General features: G+C 60.5%; 14 protein-coding genes. 13 read left to right on the plus strand and 1 reads right to left on the minus strand.

Going from position 1 to position 12,724, the window contains the following annotated elements:
- Window positions 1-25: 25 nt before the first annotated feature.
- Complete coding sequence (locus ACXYL9_RS13290) at window positions 26-826, minus strand: DUF2569 domain-containing protein (protein ID WP_459040041.1); 801 nt, start codon at window positions 824-826, stop codon at window positions 26-28.
- A gap of 434 nt (window positions 827-1,260) precedes the next feature.
- On the opposite strand from ACXYL9_RS13290, the gene ACXYL9_RS13295 reads away from it, so the two are divergent.
- The 13 genes from ACXYL9_RS13295 (at window position 1,261) to ACXYL9_RS13355 (ending at window position 12,674) form a co-directional block, all read left to right on the plus strand.
- Entirely contained in the window at window positions 1,261-1,440 is a 180-nt protein-coding gene (locus ACXYL9_RS13295) for a Flp family type IVb pilin (RefSeq protein WP_459040042.1), read from the plus strand.
- 82 nt (window positions 1,441-1,522) lie between these two features.
- Window positions 1,523-2,416, plus strand: coding sequence for a Flp pilus assembly protein CpaB (cpaB, locus tag ACXYL9_RS13300; RefSeq protein ID WP_459040043.1), 894 nt, complete (start codon window positions 1,523-1,525; stop codon window positions 2,414-2,416).
- The gene (locus tag ACXYL9_RS13305; protein ID WP_459040044.1) at window positions 2,406-3,818 is read left to right on the plus strand and encodes a type II and III secretion system protein family protein; all 1,413 of its coding nucleotides are present in this window, start codon (window positions 2,406-2,408) and stop codon (window positions 3,816-3,818) included. The genes cpaB and ACXYL9_RS13305 overlap by 11 nt, the downstream gene beginning before the upstream one ends.
- Window positions 3,802-4,119: a hypothetical protein gene (locus ACXYL9_RS13310; RefSeq protein ID WP_459040045.1), complete on the plus strand. Its 318-nt coding sequence runs from the start codon at window positions 3,802-3,804 to the stop codon at window positions 4,117-4,119. Before ACXYL9_RS13305 ends, ACXYL9_RS13310 begins: the two co-directional genes overlap by 17 nt.
- A gap of 19 nt (window positions 4,120-4,138) precedes the next feature.
- Entirely contained in the window at window positions 4,139-5,776 is a 1,638-nt protein-coding gene (locus tag ACXYL9_RS13315; protein WP_459040046.1) for a pilus assembly protein TadG-related protein, read from the plus strand.
- Window positions 5,777-5,778: 2 nt separating this feature from the next.
- The gene (locus ACXYL9_RS13320; protein WP_459040047.1) at window positions 5,779-6,303 is read left to right on the plus strand and encodes a TadE/TadG family type IV pilus assembly protein; all 525 of its coding nucleotides are present in this window, start codon (window positions 5,779-5,781) and stop codon (window positions 6,301-6,303) included.
- Window positions 6,303-6,926, plus strand: a complete 624-nt coding sequence (locus ACXYL9_RS13325) for a TadE/TadG family type IV pilus assembly protein (protein ID WP_459040048.1) — start codon at window positions 6,303-6,305, stop codon at window positions 6,924-6,926. The genes ACXYL9_RS13320 and ACXYL9_RS13325 overlap by 1 nt, the downstream gene beginning before the upstream one ends.
- A gap of 30 nt (window positions 6,927-6,956) precedes the next feature.
- Complete coding sequence (locus tag ACXYL9_RS13330) at window positions 6,957-8,162, plus strand: AAA family ATPase (RefSeq protein ID WP_459040049.1); 1,206 nt, start codon at window positions 6,957-6,959, stop codon at window positions 8,160-8,162.
- On the plus strand, window positions 8,159-9,520 hold the full coding sequence (locus ACXYL9_RS13335; protein WP_459040050.1) for a CpaF family protein: 1,362 nt from the start codon (window positions 8,159-8,161) through the stop codon (window positions 9,518-9,520). Before ACXYL9_RS13330 ends, ACXYL9_RS13335 begins: the two co-directional genes overlap by 4 nt.
- Window positions 9,520-10,521, plus strand: a complete 1,002-nt coding sequence (locus ACXYL9_RS13340; RefSeq protein ID WP_459040051.1) for a type II secretion system F family protein — start codon at window positions 9,520-9,522, stop codon at window positions 10,519-10,521. The genes ACXYL9_RS13335 and ACXYL9_RS13340 overlap by 1 nt, the downstream gene beginning before the upstream one ends.
- 3 nt (window positions 10,522-10,524) lie before the next feature.
- Complete coding sequence (locus ACXYL9_RS13345) at window positions 10,525-11,490, plus strand: type II secretion system F family protein (protein ID WP_459040052.1); 966 nt, start codon at window positions 10,525-10,527, stop codon at window positions 11,488-11,490.
- 4 nt (window positions 11,491-11,494) lie between these two features.
- Window positions 11,495-12,205 carry a tetratricopeptide repeat protein gene (locus tag ACXYL9_RS13350; RefSeq protein ID WP_459040053.1) on the plus strand — a complete coding sequence of 237 codons (711 nt, stop codon included), beginning with the start codon at window positions 11,495-11,497 and terminating at the stop codon, window positions 12,203-12,205.
- Window position 12,206: 1 nt separating this feature from the next.
- A complete protein-coding gene (locus tag ACXYL9_RS13355) occupies window positions 12,207-12,674 on the plus strand; it encodes an A24 family peptidase (RefSeq protein WP_459040054.1) in 468 nt (155 codons plus the stop codon).
- Window positions 12,675-12,724: the final 50 nt, after the last annotated feature.

The following is a 12,724-nucleotide window of genomic DNA, read 5'->3' on the forward strand; positions in this document are numbered from 1 at the left end:
GCCTGGCGTTGCGGGCTAGACTGGATCAGGTAGCTTGTTTGCGCAGCCGATAGGTCAGGTTGATGCGGTTCGACAGCAGCAAATAGGGCAGCCACACCGATATGCTGACCAGAACCTTGGTGATATTGCCGGTGAGCAGATCGGCAAGCGGAGCGGCCACTGATGCCGGCAGTCCCGGCTGCTGCGCTACGACCTGGGCGATGCCGAGCTGGAAGCAGATATCGATCGCCCATACTGCGACCAGCATGCGGGGAAACAGCGGCACTGTTCGCAAGGCCATCACGAAGCAGACAACGTAGAGGAAGCTCAACGCGGCCGCCTCGAATGCCATGGCGAGAAACAGTACGCGGGCCCATTCCGGCGCTCCAGCATGGATTGCGGGCACGGCAAGAAAAAACTCGAATCCCCGTATAGGAACAGTCAGCAGCAGGCCCACCAGCAGTGACGCGACGAACCCAAAAGGCCCGTAGTCCGGATCTCTGCGGGCTTTGGACGGCGGGATCTTCTTCCATTTGCCAAAAGCGGAGAGATGGAAATTCAAACGCTTGTGAGCTTGCTTCTCGGGAAAGGCAGCAAAAGCCAGCCGCAAGGCGAGCGCCGGCGCAAGCGCGATGACGGCATAGGGCAGGAATACATCGGCAAATTGTACGATATTGGTTGGCGGTGCCGGAGACAAAGCCATGCGTGCCAAACCCGCCACAAGGAACAGGACGAGCCACCAGGGGACGATCGCTTCAACTGCGCCTGGCAGGCCGGCCACAAGGGCTCTCGACTTGCGCATCAGGGCCGTAGACAGCCCTGCATGACAAGAGCGCAGCCGCGGCAACAAAGTGTGCGCCAAGAAGTCGTTAGGTTTCGGGGGCTTCACGTAGAAAACCCAATAATCATAAACGAATCAATCCGCGAATCATGTGCGCGGCCAGAACTTTTCCTCTGAATTTGTTCATGCAAAGGTATCTCTCCGCCGTCGAGTTAACTCAAAATCTTAACGGACCTCTTGTGTAAGCTTATGATTGTCTTGGTAAACTTTCCGTTAAAATTTTTAATTTTGACATAGGGCCTACATGTGAAAAACTCTGTTCATTCGTGAGGGAACCTGCGTTTCAGGATCCGGCGCATGCCGGTAAAACAAAACAAGGTCGCGCCGGTTCCAGAGATTACCCCCACGATTAAGAGGGCCAGCCGGATATAGATGCCGGAGCCCAATTTTGACGGGACTGCGGCCATCTTCGGTCGCTGTCGAAATAATGGGGTATGACTATGACTAAGTTCCTTAATGATTTCATCGCTGACGAATCCGGTGCATCGGCTGCTGAGTACGCGCTGATCCTCGTCGTCGTTGGCTTGGCGATCGTTGGAGCGGCTACCGGACTGGCGAGTTCGATCGGTGGTGCGATGGACCGGACCGCTGACAAAATCGACGGTACTGCTTCCAGCTAATCGCAGATGAACTCGATCCGTCCGGTGTGAACCGGGCGGACCGGGTCTCTGTTACCTTAGGGGTCATGCGGGGGGCATACTGGTGGAACGACGTAATCTGATTATCGTGGGCATCGCGGTCGTTATCGGCCTCGTTGCGGTTTACCTGGCCAACGCCTGGTTTTCCGGGGTCGAGGACCAACAGGCCCGTATCGCCGAGGAACAGGAACTGGTCCAGGTTGCAGTTGCCAACCAGGACCTTGCATTCGGTGCACCACTCAGCCCCGACACGGTTCGGCTCGCCAACTGGCCAGCCCAATCAGTGCCAACCGGCGCCATCCAGGACATGAAGAGGCTTGCTGACGGCAAGAACGTCGCCATTCGCCCGATTGCGCGCGGCGAGCCCATCCTGATTTCAAGAATTTCCGACCGCGCCATTCTGTCGGCCAATATTCCCGACAACATGCGCGCGGTGACCGTTCCCATCAGTGCAGTGACCGGCGTGGCCGGTTTCGTATTCCCAGGTGACGTGGTCGATATCTTCCTGACCCGCCAGATCCCCGGGGATGGCGCTGAAAGCGACGACAAGATGATTTCCGTCCTGCTCGAGAACGTGCAGGTCCTGGCCGTCGATCTCCGTGCCAGCGAAAACGCCACCGAGCCGCAGGTGGGCAAGACAGCCACCGTGCTGGTCGACCAGGCCGGCGCCCAGCGTCTCAGCCTCGCCACCCAGGTCGGCCGGCTGACCATGGCCCTGCGCAATGTCGAGGACCAGATGGTCGGCTCCACCGCGGTACTGACCACCCGCGACCTTGGCGGTCGCGGTCTTTATATCGCCGACCGTTCGCGAGGCGCAGCAGGCACCCCCACGACGGTTCGTACCATTAACGCATCGGCTCCGGCCCGCGTGTCGCCCCCGCGACCAACAGGTCCCACAATGACCGTGGTCAGGGGTACGGAATCACGTAACGAGGAGGTCGGTCGCCATGGTTACTAAGACACTCGCGAGTATCGCGCTTGCCGCAGCGCCCATTGCCTTGCTTGCAGCCGCTCCGGCGCATGCCCAGGCCACCGTCAGCCAGGTCCATGCCGGATCGCTGGAGGTACCCAAGAACAAGAGCCAGGTCGTCACCGCCGACCGGCCCATAGCCAAGGCAATGATCGGCAATCCCGATATCGCCGATATCGTCCCGCTCAGCGATCGGTCGATCTACGTCCTCGGCAAGTCGATGGGTACTACCAGCCTGACGCTCTACGACCGGGCTGGCCGCGTGCTGGCGGTCATGGATGTCTCCGTCGGGCCAGACGTTGAAACCTTCCGATCGATGGTTGGCCGGCTGGTGCCGGGTTCCACCATCGACGCGCATATTTCTGGCAGTTCGATGGTTCTCACCGGACTGGCTTCGAATGCAGGTGAGGTGGACCGGGTGGTCCAGCTGGCCAGGACCTATGCCGGCAGCGATGTCGTCAACATGATCTCCATGGGCAGCAGCCAGCAGGTCATGGTCGAAGTTCGTTTCGCCGAGGTGAAACGCGAAATCGGCGAGGACATCGGCGTCTCGGGATTTGCCACCGACCTTGGCGGGCCTTTCGCAGCTTTCGGCGCTGGCGCGGGGATCATACCCGGGACCGGCGGCGTGGGCTCGACGCTGCAAGTCGGCGCGGTGCGCAATAGTTTCGGCATCTTCGGCGATACGTTCCGGGCCCTCGGCCTCAATGTCGAAGCCTATCTCAACGCGCTTGAAAACAAGGGCTTTGCCAAGACCCTGGCCGAACCGACCTTGATCGCCTTGTCGGGCGAGAAGGCCAGTTTCCTTGCTGGCGGCGAATTTCCGATTCCCGTTGTCCAGTCCGGCAGCGGCGACGGCGGCAACCGGGTCTCTGTCGAGTTCAAGCCGTTCGGCGTGAGTCTCGGCTTCACCCCGACCGTGCTGGGTGACGGCACGATCCATCTGATCGTCGAACCCGAGGTCAGCGCGATCGACCCGGCCGCGTCGATCCAGCTCAATGGGCTCTCGATTCCTGGTCTGCAGACGCGCCGGGCCTCGACCACGCTGGAACTGCGTGACGGCGAAAGCTTCGCCATCGCCGGATTGTTGCAGCAGGATTTCCAGACGACAATCAACCAGATCCCGATCCTGGGCAACATCCCGATCCTGGGCGCACTGTTCCGTTCGACCCAGTTTCAGAAAGGCGAGACCGAATTGCTGATCGTGGTCACGCCGCGCCTCGTACGGCCAATCCGGCCCGACCAGGTGAAGTTGCCGACCGACCGGGTCGAGGATCCGACCGCTGAACAGACCATCCTGCTCGGCGAGCCGTACAATCCCAAGCCGGCGAGCGAGCTGGCACAACCGCAAACACCCGAAACAGGAGCCGGCGATGACTATGACTATTAAGTTCCGCCCGCTCGGATACGCCACATGCGGGGCTGTTACCCTGTTGGCGCTTGGCGGCTGCACGCAGTCGGTGCTCAACCAGCCCGGCGATGCGCAGTTCGGCGAGGCCAACCGGCAGACGATGATGGCACAAGTCATCGATCCCGAGCCGGTTTACGCCGAGCCTGCAACCTCGAGTGGTGAAGTCGCCCAGGCAGCGGTCCAGCGATACCGCGACGGCAAGGTCAAACAGCCCGATTCCATCAGGACGACCAATGTCGGCACCGGCTCAGACACCGGATCAGGGACCGGCCCCGACTGAGGCATAAGGATAGCGAGCCATGACCGAGGACAGTGCAACACAGCAAGTTACCTTGGCGGGCCAACCCAAAGGGGAAGGCCGCTCGCTCGGCGCGTTCCTGCGCGCTTTCTGCATCGACACCTCCGCCGCAATCGCCGCGACCTATGCACTATCGATGTTCGTGCTGGTCGCGATAGCGGGCGTGGCGTGGGACTGGACGCGGATGACCGCGATGGACAGCGAATTGCAGAACGCTGCCGACCAGGCCGCGCTCGCGGCAGCTACGCAGCTCGATGGCAAGGTCGACGCGATCGACCGGGCCACGCTCGCTGCCAGCAATCTGGTGCGCAATGGTTCGCTGATGTCAAACGACGGCGGCACTTATGATCTCGCCGTACAGAGCCTGGTCTTCTTCGATGGCTATAACCAGACGACGGATACATTCGGGCCGGTGACAACCGACGATGATGATGCCCGCGCCGTGACCGTCACCATCGCTCCGCGCGAGGCAGTCTATACAATGACCCCCGTGGTCGGCCTCATCCGGTCGGGCGAGGTTATTGCACAGGCATCGGCAACGCTTGGCTCGGCCATCTGCAACACTCCGCCGGTGATGCTATGCAACCCGCTCGAGGACGACGGGCTCGATTTCAATCCGGCCAATTACATCGGCCGCGGGCTCAAGCTCATTACCGACAACGACAATGGCGCGCCGGGCAATTTCGGCTTCCTCGCCAATGGCGATGCGACCGGCGCCGCGAACCTAGCGGCGGCGCTGGGTTATGATGATCCGCCCGGCAATTGTGTGCCCGGGAACGGCGTGACCACCGAACCGGGTCTCAAGGATGTTGTCTTCAACGCGCTCAACACGCGTTTCGATATCAGCGTCAACGGCGCAAATACTTGCCCGGGAGGCGCCGCCAATTGCACGGCCGCGCCGATCTCGCGCAAGAATCTCGTCAAGAAAACCACCAATGGGGCTAATTGCGGAATAACCGGCCAAGGCTGGCAACAGCCGGCTGTCGGTACGCGCTATATCGCGCCCTTCGATGCGACGACGCAACAAGCACGCATGATGAATAGCGGCGAGCGCGCAGCAGTGAAAGTCATCGGCCATCCGCGCGACCTGTGCCACGCCTGGTCAGAGGCAGGAAACTGCGCTGTCGACAGTTACGGCGTTATCGGCACCGGCACCTGGGATCGTGATGCATTCTTCCAGGTCAATTATCCTACCGTAGGTGCGTGGAGCACTGTCGTTCCGGATGCGGACGGAAATGGGATAATCACCCGCTATGAAGTCTATTTGTGGGAAACAGAGCGCTATTTTGCCGGCCAACTGACTAACGCCGAAAAACATCAAAGCGACGGCAGCAATTGGGCGACCGCAACGCCTATTTGCCGCGGAGAAGGCACTGCCGCGCGGCGTACCATTACTGCCGCGGTCATCAATTGCCAGGCCGAGGGTGTCCAGGGCCGCACACCCGATGTGGATGTAGCGCACTGGGTCGAACTGTTCCTGGTCGAGCCTTCCTTCACTAGGCGGGTGGCGGGATCGAGCAGCGCCAAGCTGACCGATGCCAATGATGTCTATGTAGAGGTGGTCCGCGCCGTCGATGTCGGCGGGGACGGGAGTACGGGTGAGGTCGTCAGGCGCGACGTCCCGTATCTGATCCGATGATCATGGCGCTATCTCGATCCATCCGCGATCAGAGCGGTGCGGCAGCGGCCGAGATGGCCCTCATGCTGCCGCTGTTGACGCTGCTCCTGTTCGGCGGTGTCGAGATGGGCAGTTTCTTCTGGACTGAGCACCAGGTCATCAAGTCGGTTCGCAACGGCACGCGTTTTGCGGCGCGACAGGATTTCTCGAACTTCGCCTGCGACGGCACCGATGTCGGCCTCAAGGACACCGAGGTGCGCAACTTGATCCGCACCGGCACGGTCGACGGATCGGGCGATCCCATCATTCGCACCTGGACCGCGGCTGCTGACGGAATCAGTTTTCTCGTCACCTGCGACACTGCGTCCAGCTATTCAAACGGTGGTATCTATGCCGACCAGTCTGGGGCTGCGGCCCCGGCCGTCAACTCCTCGCTGAATGTGCAGGTCGAGGTGACGCTTCCCTATCCATCGCTGTTTGAAGGCCTGGGCTATCTGAACGGTCGGAACATCACTGCTACGGCGCAAAGCCCGGTGACGGGGTTCTGATGGCTATACGCAACATCCTTCGCGACGAAACGGCGAGCGCGGCCGAATTCGCACTGGTGTTGCCGCTGGCAATGGCGATGCTGTTCGGCGTTATCGACGGCGGGCGGTATTTGTGGGAAATCAACCGCGCCGAAAAGGCAACGCAGGCAGGCGCGCGCACCGCAGCGGTCACCACGATGATACCTGCAGGGCTGATCGGCCACTCCTTCGCAATCAACAATAACGTGGAGCAAGGGGCGGCTGTGCCAATTGGCGATTTTCCCGGCGTTTCCTGCAGCGGCGGAACCGGCGGACCGGTGTGCACCTGGCTCTCCGCACCCAATGTGGCAATCGATCTCACGCCAAACGCCGCGGCTTTCGACACGGTTTTCGCGCGGATGCAGTTCTTCATGCCGACTTTGCGACCTGAACAGGTCACCATTGTTTACAGCAATTCAGGGCTAGGCTTCGCCGGCAATCCGTCGGGGCCGGATATTGCCCCGATTATCACCGTCAGCCTGGACGGCGCGCAATTCGAACCGATTTTGACGACTGTTTTCGGACTGACCTGGGGTTTGCCTGGGTCGGCTTACTCGCTTTCGCAAGAAGACGGGCAAGGCGGATGCTTCGAGGAATTTTGCTGATGGCTCGGCCAAAGAAATAGGATGAACCCGATGGGAAGCGAGAATAATCTCGATAGGATCGACGAAAGCAACATGCCGCATGGCCGGGCGCAAGTGGCTGTTGTCGCTTCGGCGCGGCATCTTGATGCCCTGCGGGTCCAGGGTGCCGCCGGCTGGCTTGGCGATGCCGACCTGCATGCAGTAGAGGCGGACGAGGATTTCGAACCGGAACTGCTGAGGTCCTGCGATATCGCGGTGCTGGAACTCGACCCCGAAGTGCCTTCGAGCATGGACCGGATCGCAAAGGTCAAGAAATACGATCCGGATTTGCCCATCGTCGCGGCTGTAGAGCACGCCGATATCTCGATTGTGCGCACGCTTGTGCGCGGCGGCGTGGCCGATGTCGTCACCTTGCCCTTGCGCGCTGACGAGTTGTTGCAAACGATCGTTGCGGTGGTCGAGGTCCGGGCGCAACAGGTCAGCGGCAACGTAAGGCAGGCTCCGGTGATCGCGGTCACGCGGGCCCTGGCCGGCTGCGGATCGACCACGGTCGCAACGCACCTGGCAGCAATGCTGGCAGACGAGGATGCAGAGCAGCCCAATGTCTGCCTGATCGATCTAGATACCCAGTTTGGCCGCGCGGCCGAGGTTCTCGATCTGTCGCCTCGTCGCGACCTCGGGGACCTTCTGACTGCGGGCAAACGGCTCGATGCGGCCTTCTTCCGCTCGATTACGGTAAACCACCATTCCGGCATCGCCCTGGTGGCTGCGCCGCAGGACATAACGCCGCTGGAAGCCATCGAAGTGGAGCGCCTCGATGCAATCCTGCGCACGGCGCGCCGTGAATTCGATTTCGTGGTAGTCGACACGCCGGCAAATCTCACCAACTGGAGCCTGTCATTGCTCAGTGGGGCTGACAGCGTGCTGATGGTCGTCGAACCGAGTGTTTCGGCGCTGCGACAGGCCAAGCGACGGCTCGACCTGTTCCGCAATGTCGGGCTCGATGCACGCAAGGTCTCGATCGTCCTAAATCAGGTCAAGCGGCGCGTGTTCGGCGCAATTTCGCAAGCCGACGTGGAGGAGGCGCTGCACCGCGAGGTGGCGGCCATCCTGCGTGCCGATCCCAGCGTCGTTCCCAACGCGCAGGAACAGGGGAAGCTGGCCTACGAACTGCGCCAGAAAAGCACCTTCTGGGCCGATATCGCGAGCCTTTCCGAGCACGTGTTGGCGCAGTGTGACCGGGAGCTGCCATCATGAAGTGGCAGCTAGGAAATATCGCCAAGGAAACCGGGCAGGACGCGCCCGCCGAGAATCATCACCAGTCGGAAGAGGATGTTGACCGCTATCTCAATCTGAAGACTCAAGTTCACCGCAAGCTCCTCGACCGCATCAATCTCGGCAATCTGGAGAAGATGTCGCGCGCCCAGATTGACGAGGAAGTCGGCGACATCGTGCTGGCCATCCTGATCGAGGAAGATGCCGCCTTAAACGCCAAGGAGCGGGAGCGGCTGGTCAACGAGGTGCTCGACGAACTGCTCGGCCTCGGGCCGCTTGAACCCTTGCTGGCAGATGAGACTATCACTGATATCCTCGTGAACGGCTATCACGACGTGTTCGTCGAGCGCTTTGGCCTACTCGAGAAGGTCTCGACCCGCTTCCAGGACGAACGTCACCTGTTCCGCATCATCCAGAAGATCGTCAGCGCTGTTGGTCGCCGGGTCGATGAATCATCGCCCTTCGTCGATGCCCGCCTCGCTGACGGGTCGCGTGTTAATGCGATTGTCGCCCCGCTGGCAATCGACGGTTCGCTGCTCTCGATACGTAAATTCGCCAAGAAGAAAATCAACATGGCGAAACTGGTCGAGCTGGGGAGTATTCCCCAGGATGTCGCCAATGTCCTGGAAGCCGTCGTCCAGTCGCGACGCAACGTCCTGATCTCGGGCGGTACCGGTTCGGGCAAGACCACTCTTCTCAACGCCTTGTCTGCTTTCATCAGCAACAAGGAACGGATCGTCACGATCGAGGATTCGGCCGAGCTGCAGCTGCAGCAGGAACATGTCGCGAGGTTGGAAACCCGCCCGCCCAATATCGAAGGTCGGGGCGAGGTGACCCAGCGCGACCTGGTGAAGAACGCCCTGCGTATGCGGCCTGACCGCATCATCGTCGGCGAGGTGCGTGCCGGTGAGGCGTTCGACATGTTGCAAGCCATGAACACCGGCCACGATGGATCGATGACCACGGTCCACGCCAATACGGCGCGCGATTCCCTGTCCCGTATCGAGCAGATGATCGGGATGAGCGGGATCGAGATATCGCCCACGTCGGCACGGGCGCAGATCGCCTCTGCCATCAATGTGGTGGTGCAGATCGGGCGCCAGGCCGACGGTCGGAGGCGGCTGCTGAGCCTGTCCGAAATTACCGGCATGGAAGGCCCGACCATCACCATGCAGGAGATCTTCCGTTTCAAGCCTGCCGGGCGCGACGAGGAAGGCAATGTCCTTGGCCATTTCGAGGCTACCGGCATTCGGCCAAAATTCCTTCAGCAGGCCGCCGACCACGGCATTACGATGCCGGCCGAACTGTTCCGTCCGTCGCTGAAGTTGGGGACTGACTGATGCTTTCTGGCGAAATCACCCGTGTTCTGGTTTTGCTGGCGGTGTTCGTGTCGGTCTATTTCATCGGCAGCACTTTGGTGGCGATGACATGGGAGAATCGCGCCCATGCCGGGGCAATCAACCGCCGGCTGCGCCTGATCGCGCGCGGAACGGACCGCGAGGAAATCATCTCCATCTTGCGCCGTAACGACCCCATGGCCGAGGGGGGGATGGGACTGTTCTCGCGCATGTTCCAGAATTTCAAGCGCTCGCTGATGATGTCTGCAGTGCCATACAACGTCTCGCAGGTCGGTTTCGGCATGATCGCCCTGTTTGCAACTCTGCTGTTTTCGATTTCAGTGCTCATCTTCTTCAGCTCTTACTCGTTCACCACCGGGGTCATGCAGATCGTTATCGCCTTCTCGGCGGCGGTCGCTCTCGGCCTGCCGCTGCTCATCATCTCGTTCTTGGCGCAAAGGCGGCGCAAGAAGATGCAGTCCCAGTTTCCAGTGGCGCTCGACATTTTCGTGCGTGCCTTGCGATCGGGCCATCCCATCGCCTCCGCGATTGATCTTCTGACCAGGGAAATGGAGGATCCAATCGGCTCCGAATTCGGCCTGCTCGCGGACGAGATTTCCTACGGTGCCGAATTGACCGAAGCGCTGGAGGATCTCGCCGACAGGTGGGACCTCGAAGATATTCGCATGTTCGTGGTCTCGCTTTCGGTGCAGAATGAGACGGGCGGCAACCTGGCCGAAATTCTCGACAATCTTTCGAATGTCATTCGTGAACGCGCTTCGCTCTATCTCAAGGTTCGCGCGCTCAGTTCTGAGGGCCGAATGACGGGCTGGTTGTTGTCAGCGCTCCCGGTCATCGCATTCGTGTCGCTTTTTTCCATGAACCCGGGATTCTATCTCGATGTGGCGAGCGACCCGATTTTCTACATCGGCTTCCCCGGCCTGATCATCTGGTACTTCGTCGGTGTTTTCATCATCCGCAAACTCATCAACCTGAAGGTGTAACGAGTGCTTGAATTCCTTGCCACGAACAGCGTCGCCCGTTTTGCCGCCCTGGCGCTGCTTTTCGGTCTCGTCGCGCTGAGCGTATTCGGAATCGTTCGGGGCGCGGTCCGGCGCCAGGTGCTGAAAGGCGAATTGCAATCGATTGGCTCGGTCAGACTGTCTTCTGAGCATGTCAGCCTGCAAGACCGGCGGGAAACCGCCTGGAGCAAGCTGGCCGACCGTATTGAGGAGGCTGGACTTAATCTGACCGATACCAAGCCCGATGCCCTGCGCGACAGGCTGCGCGCGGCCGGTTACCCGTCGGCTTCCGCGCCCAAGGTTTTCACCATGACCCGCCTGTTGATGGTCTTTGCCTTGCCCATCGCGTATCTCCTGCTTTCCGCCGGTGGCACCGAAGAGCGCGGGTTCTGGGGGCTTTACGGTATCCCGGCCATCTTCGCTCTCCTGGGTCTTTATCTGCCGAACCTGTTCATCACGGCCAAGGCCGACCGCCGACGCGAGGCGATCACCAACGGCTTTCCCGATTGTCTCGACCTGCTCCTGGTGTGCGTCGAAGCCGGGCTGGGGCTGGAAGCTGCGATGGACAGGGTAGGCCGCGAGATGGTCTCTTCGCATCCACTTGTGGCACAATTGCTTTCGACCGCCACCATGCAGTTGCGTGCAGGTTCCGACCGGGAAACCGCCATGCGCAAGATGGGTGAAGCCTCCGGGGTCGACGAGATTCGCAGCTTCGCGACCCTACTGATCCAATCCGACAAGCTGGGCACAAGTGTTGCCGACACCTTGCGGGTCTATGCCAATGAAATGCGGGAAAAGCGCCGCCTGCGAGCCGAGGAGAAGGCGCACCGACTGCCGGTACTGATTTCGATACCGCTGGTGGTCTGCATGTTGCCGGTGATGATCGGTGTAATGATGTTGCCGGGGGTGGTGAGGACAGTGCGCCAACTTATCCCGGCTATGGGAGGGTGAAACCATGAAGAACGCCTTGAAATTGACGAGCATCATCCTGGCGGCGACGGCTTTGGCCGGGTGCCAGGGATCGGCCCTCGAAGGATGGGGTTTTGCCAAGAAGAAAGCTGGCAGCACCTTTGCCGATCGCGCCAATGTCAACGGAATGCTCGCATTGGAAGAAGGTCGGGCTTTCCTGCGCCAGGGCAATATCTCGGCCGCGGTCGCTTCTTTCCGGGTTGCCCGAATGGATCGTTCGGTGGCTGCTGACGCGCACAATGGCCTCGGCGTGGCTTATGCCAAGCTGGGCCGACCGGATCTTGCGGATCGGTACTTCAGGACCGCCATGAGCATTGATCCCTCGAACGAGCGATATGCAGCGAACCTGCTGCGGATGCAAAGCCGGGCCCTCATGGCCTCGCGTGCCCGCAGCCCAGAAGTGCTCGAAGCTCCGGTTGAGAGGATCGCCGAAGCGCCAATTCCTGTGGTGGAACCCAGGCAAGTTGCCATCCAAACGGCCAGGCCAAAAGCGCGCCCGCCGGAAATTCATATTATTACCAACAGTGAATTGGCTCCAGCGCCCCAGATGACCGTGGCTGCGCGTTCGCCTTCGGCTGCTGACAAGGCCAAGGCGCAATTGGCGGAAGAACCCGCCGAAACTGCTGATCTACCTGCTGATAGAAAGGTTGCCCTGCTGGACAGGCTGCGCGCGGCGCCGCTTGAAGTGGTATTCTGATTTGAATCCTGCCAGCGTCGGCGCGGTTGTCGGTATTGTTGCCTTGCTGCTTGCAGCATGGGCAGCGGTCACCGACATCCGCCATCGCAAAATTCGCAACTGGAACGTGCTTGCCGTGGCGGTGGCATGCCTGGTGCAGACATTGCTGGTAGGTGGTCTCGAGGCTGTCGGCTGGGCCACGCTGCACGCAGTGATCGCGCTCGTAGTGGGAATGTGGCTTTTCAAGATCGGGTTTATCGGTGCCGGCGACGCGAAATTCTATGCCGCACTGGCGCTGGCCGTTCCAATACAGGCGGCGTTGTTGATGCTGGGTTGGACCAGCGTTGCGGGTCTGTTGTTACTGATTTTCATGGCATTGCTTCGCCGGGCGCGGCGGTCAAAGGACGGCGAACTGCAACCGGAAGGGCCAGGTTGGACCGTGCCATACGGTGTTGCGATCTTTGCTGGATATGTCGCTACAACCATGTGATTCGGTGGGAATCTGGCGGAGTCAGGCCATCGGCGAATCCTGATCGTTAA

Source organism: Qipengyuania sp. CAU 1752, assembly GCF_054482615.1.

What these genes read in the sequence shown, in the direction of transcription:
- ACXYL9_RS13295 (WP_459040042.1), top strand. Translation starts at nt 1,261, where the DNA reads ATGACTAAGTTCCTTAATGATTTCATCGCTGACGAATCCGGTGCATCG.
- ACXYL9_RS13310 (WP_459040045.1), top strand. Translation starts at nt 3,802, where the DNA reads ATGACTATGACTATTAAGTTCCGCCCGCTCGGATACGCCACATGCGGG.
- ACXYL9_RS13325 (WP_459040048.1), top strand. Translation starts at nt 6,303, where the DNA reads ATGGCTATACGCAACATCCTTCGCGACGAAACGGCGAGCGCGGCCGAA.
- ACXYL9_RS13350 (WP_459040053.1), top strand. Translation starts at nt 11,495, where the DNA reads ATGAAGAACGCCTTGAAATTGACGAGCATCATCCTGGCGGCGACGGCT.
- ACXYL9_RS13330 (WP_459040049.1), top strand. Translation starts at nt 6,957, where the DNA reads ATGGGAAGCGAGAATAATCTCGATAGGATCGACGAAAGCAACATGCCG.
- ACXYL9_RS13340 (WP_459040051.1), top strand. Translation starts at nt 9,520, where the DNA reads ATGCTTTCTGGCGAAATCACCCGTGTTCTGGTTTTGCTGGCGGTGTTC.
- ACXYL9_RS13335 (WP_459040050.1), top strand. Translation starts at nt 8,159, where the DNA reads ATGAAGTGGCAGCTAGGAAATATCGCCAAGGAAACCGGGCAGGACGCG.
- ACXYL9_RS13305 (WP_459040044.1), top strand. Translation starts at nt 2,406, where the DNA reads ATGGTTACTAAGACACTCGCGAGTATCGCGCTTGCCGCAGCGCCCATT.
- ACXYL9_RS13320 (WP_459040047.1), top strand. Translation starts at nt 5,779, where the DNA reads ATGGCGCTATCTCGATCCATCCGCGATCAGAGCGGTGCGGCAGCGGCC.
- ACXYL9_RS13315 (WP_459040046.1), top strand. Translation starts at nt 4,139, where the DNA reads ATGACCGAGGACAGTGCAACACAGCAAGTTACCTTGGCGGGCCAACCC.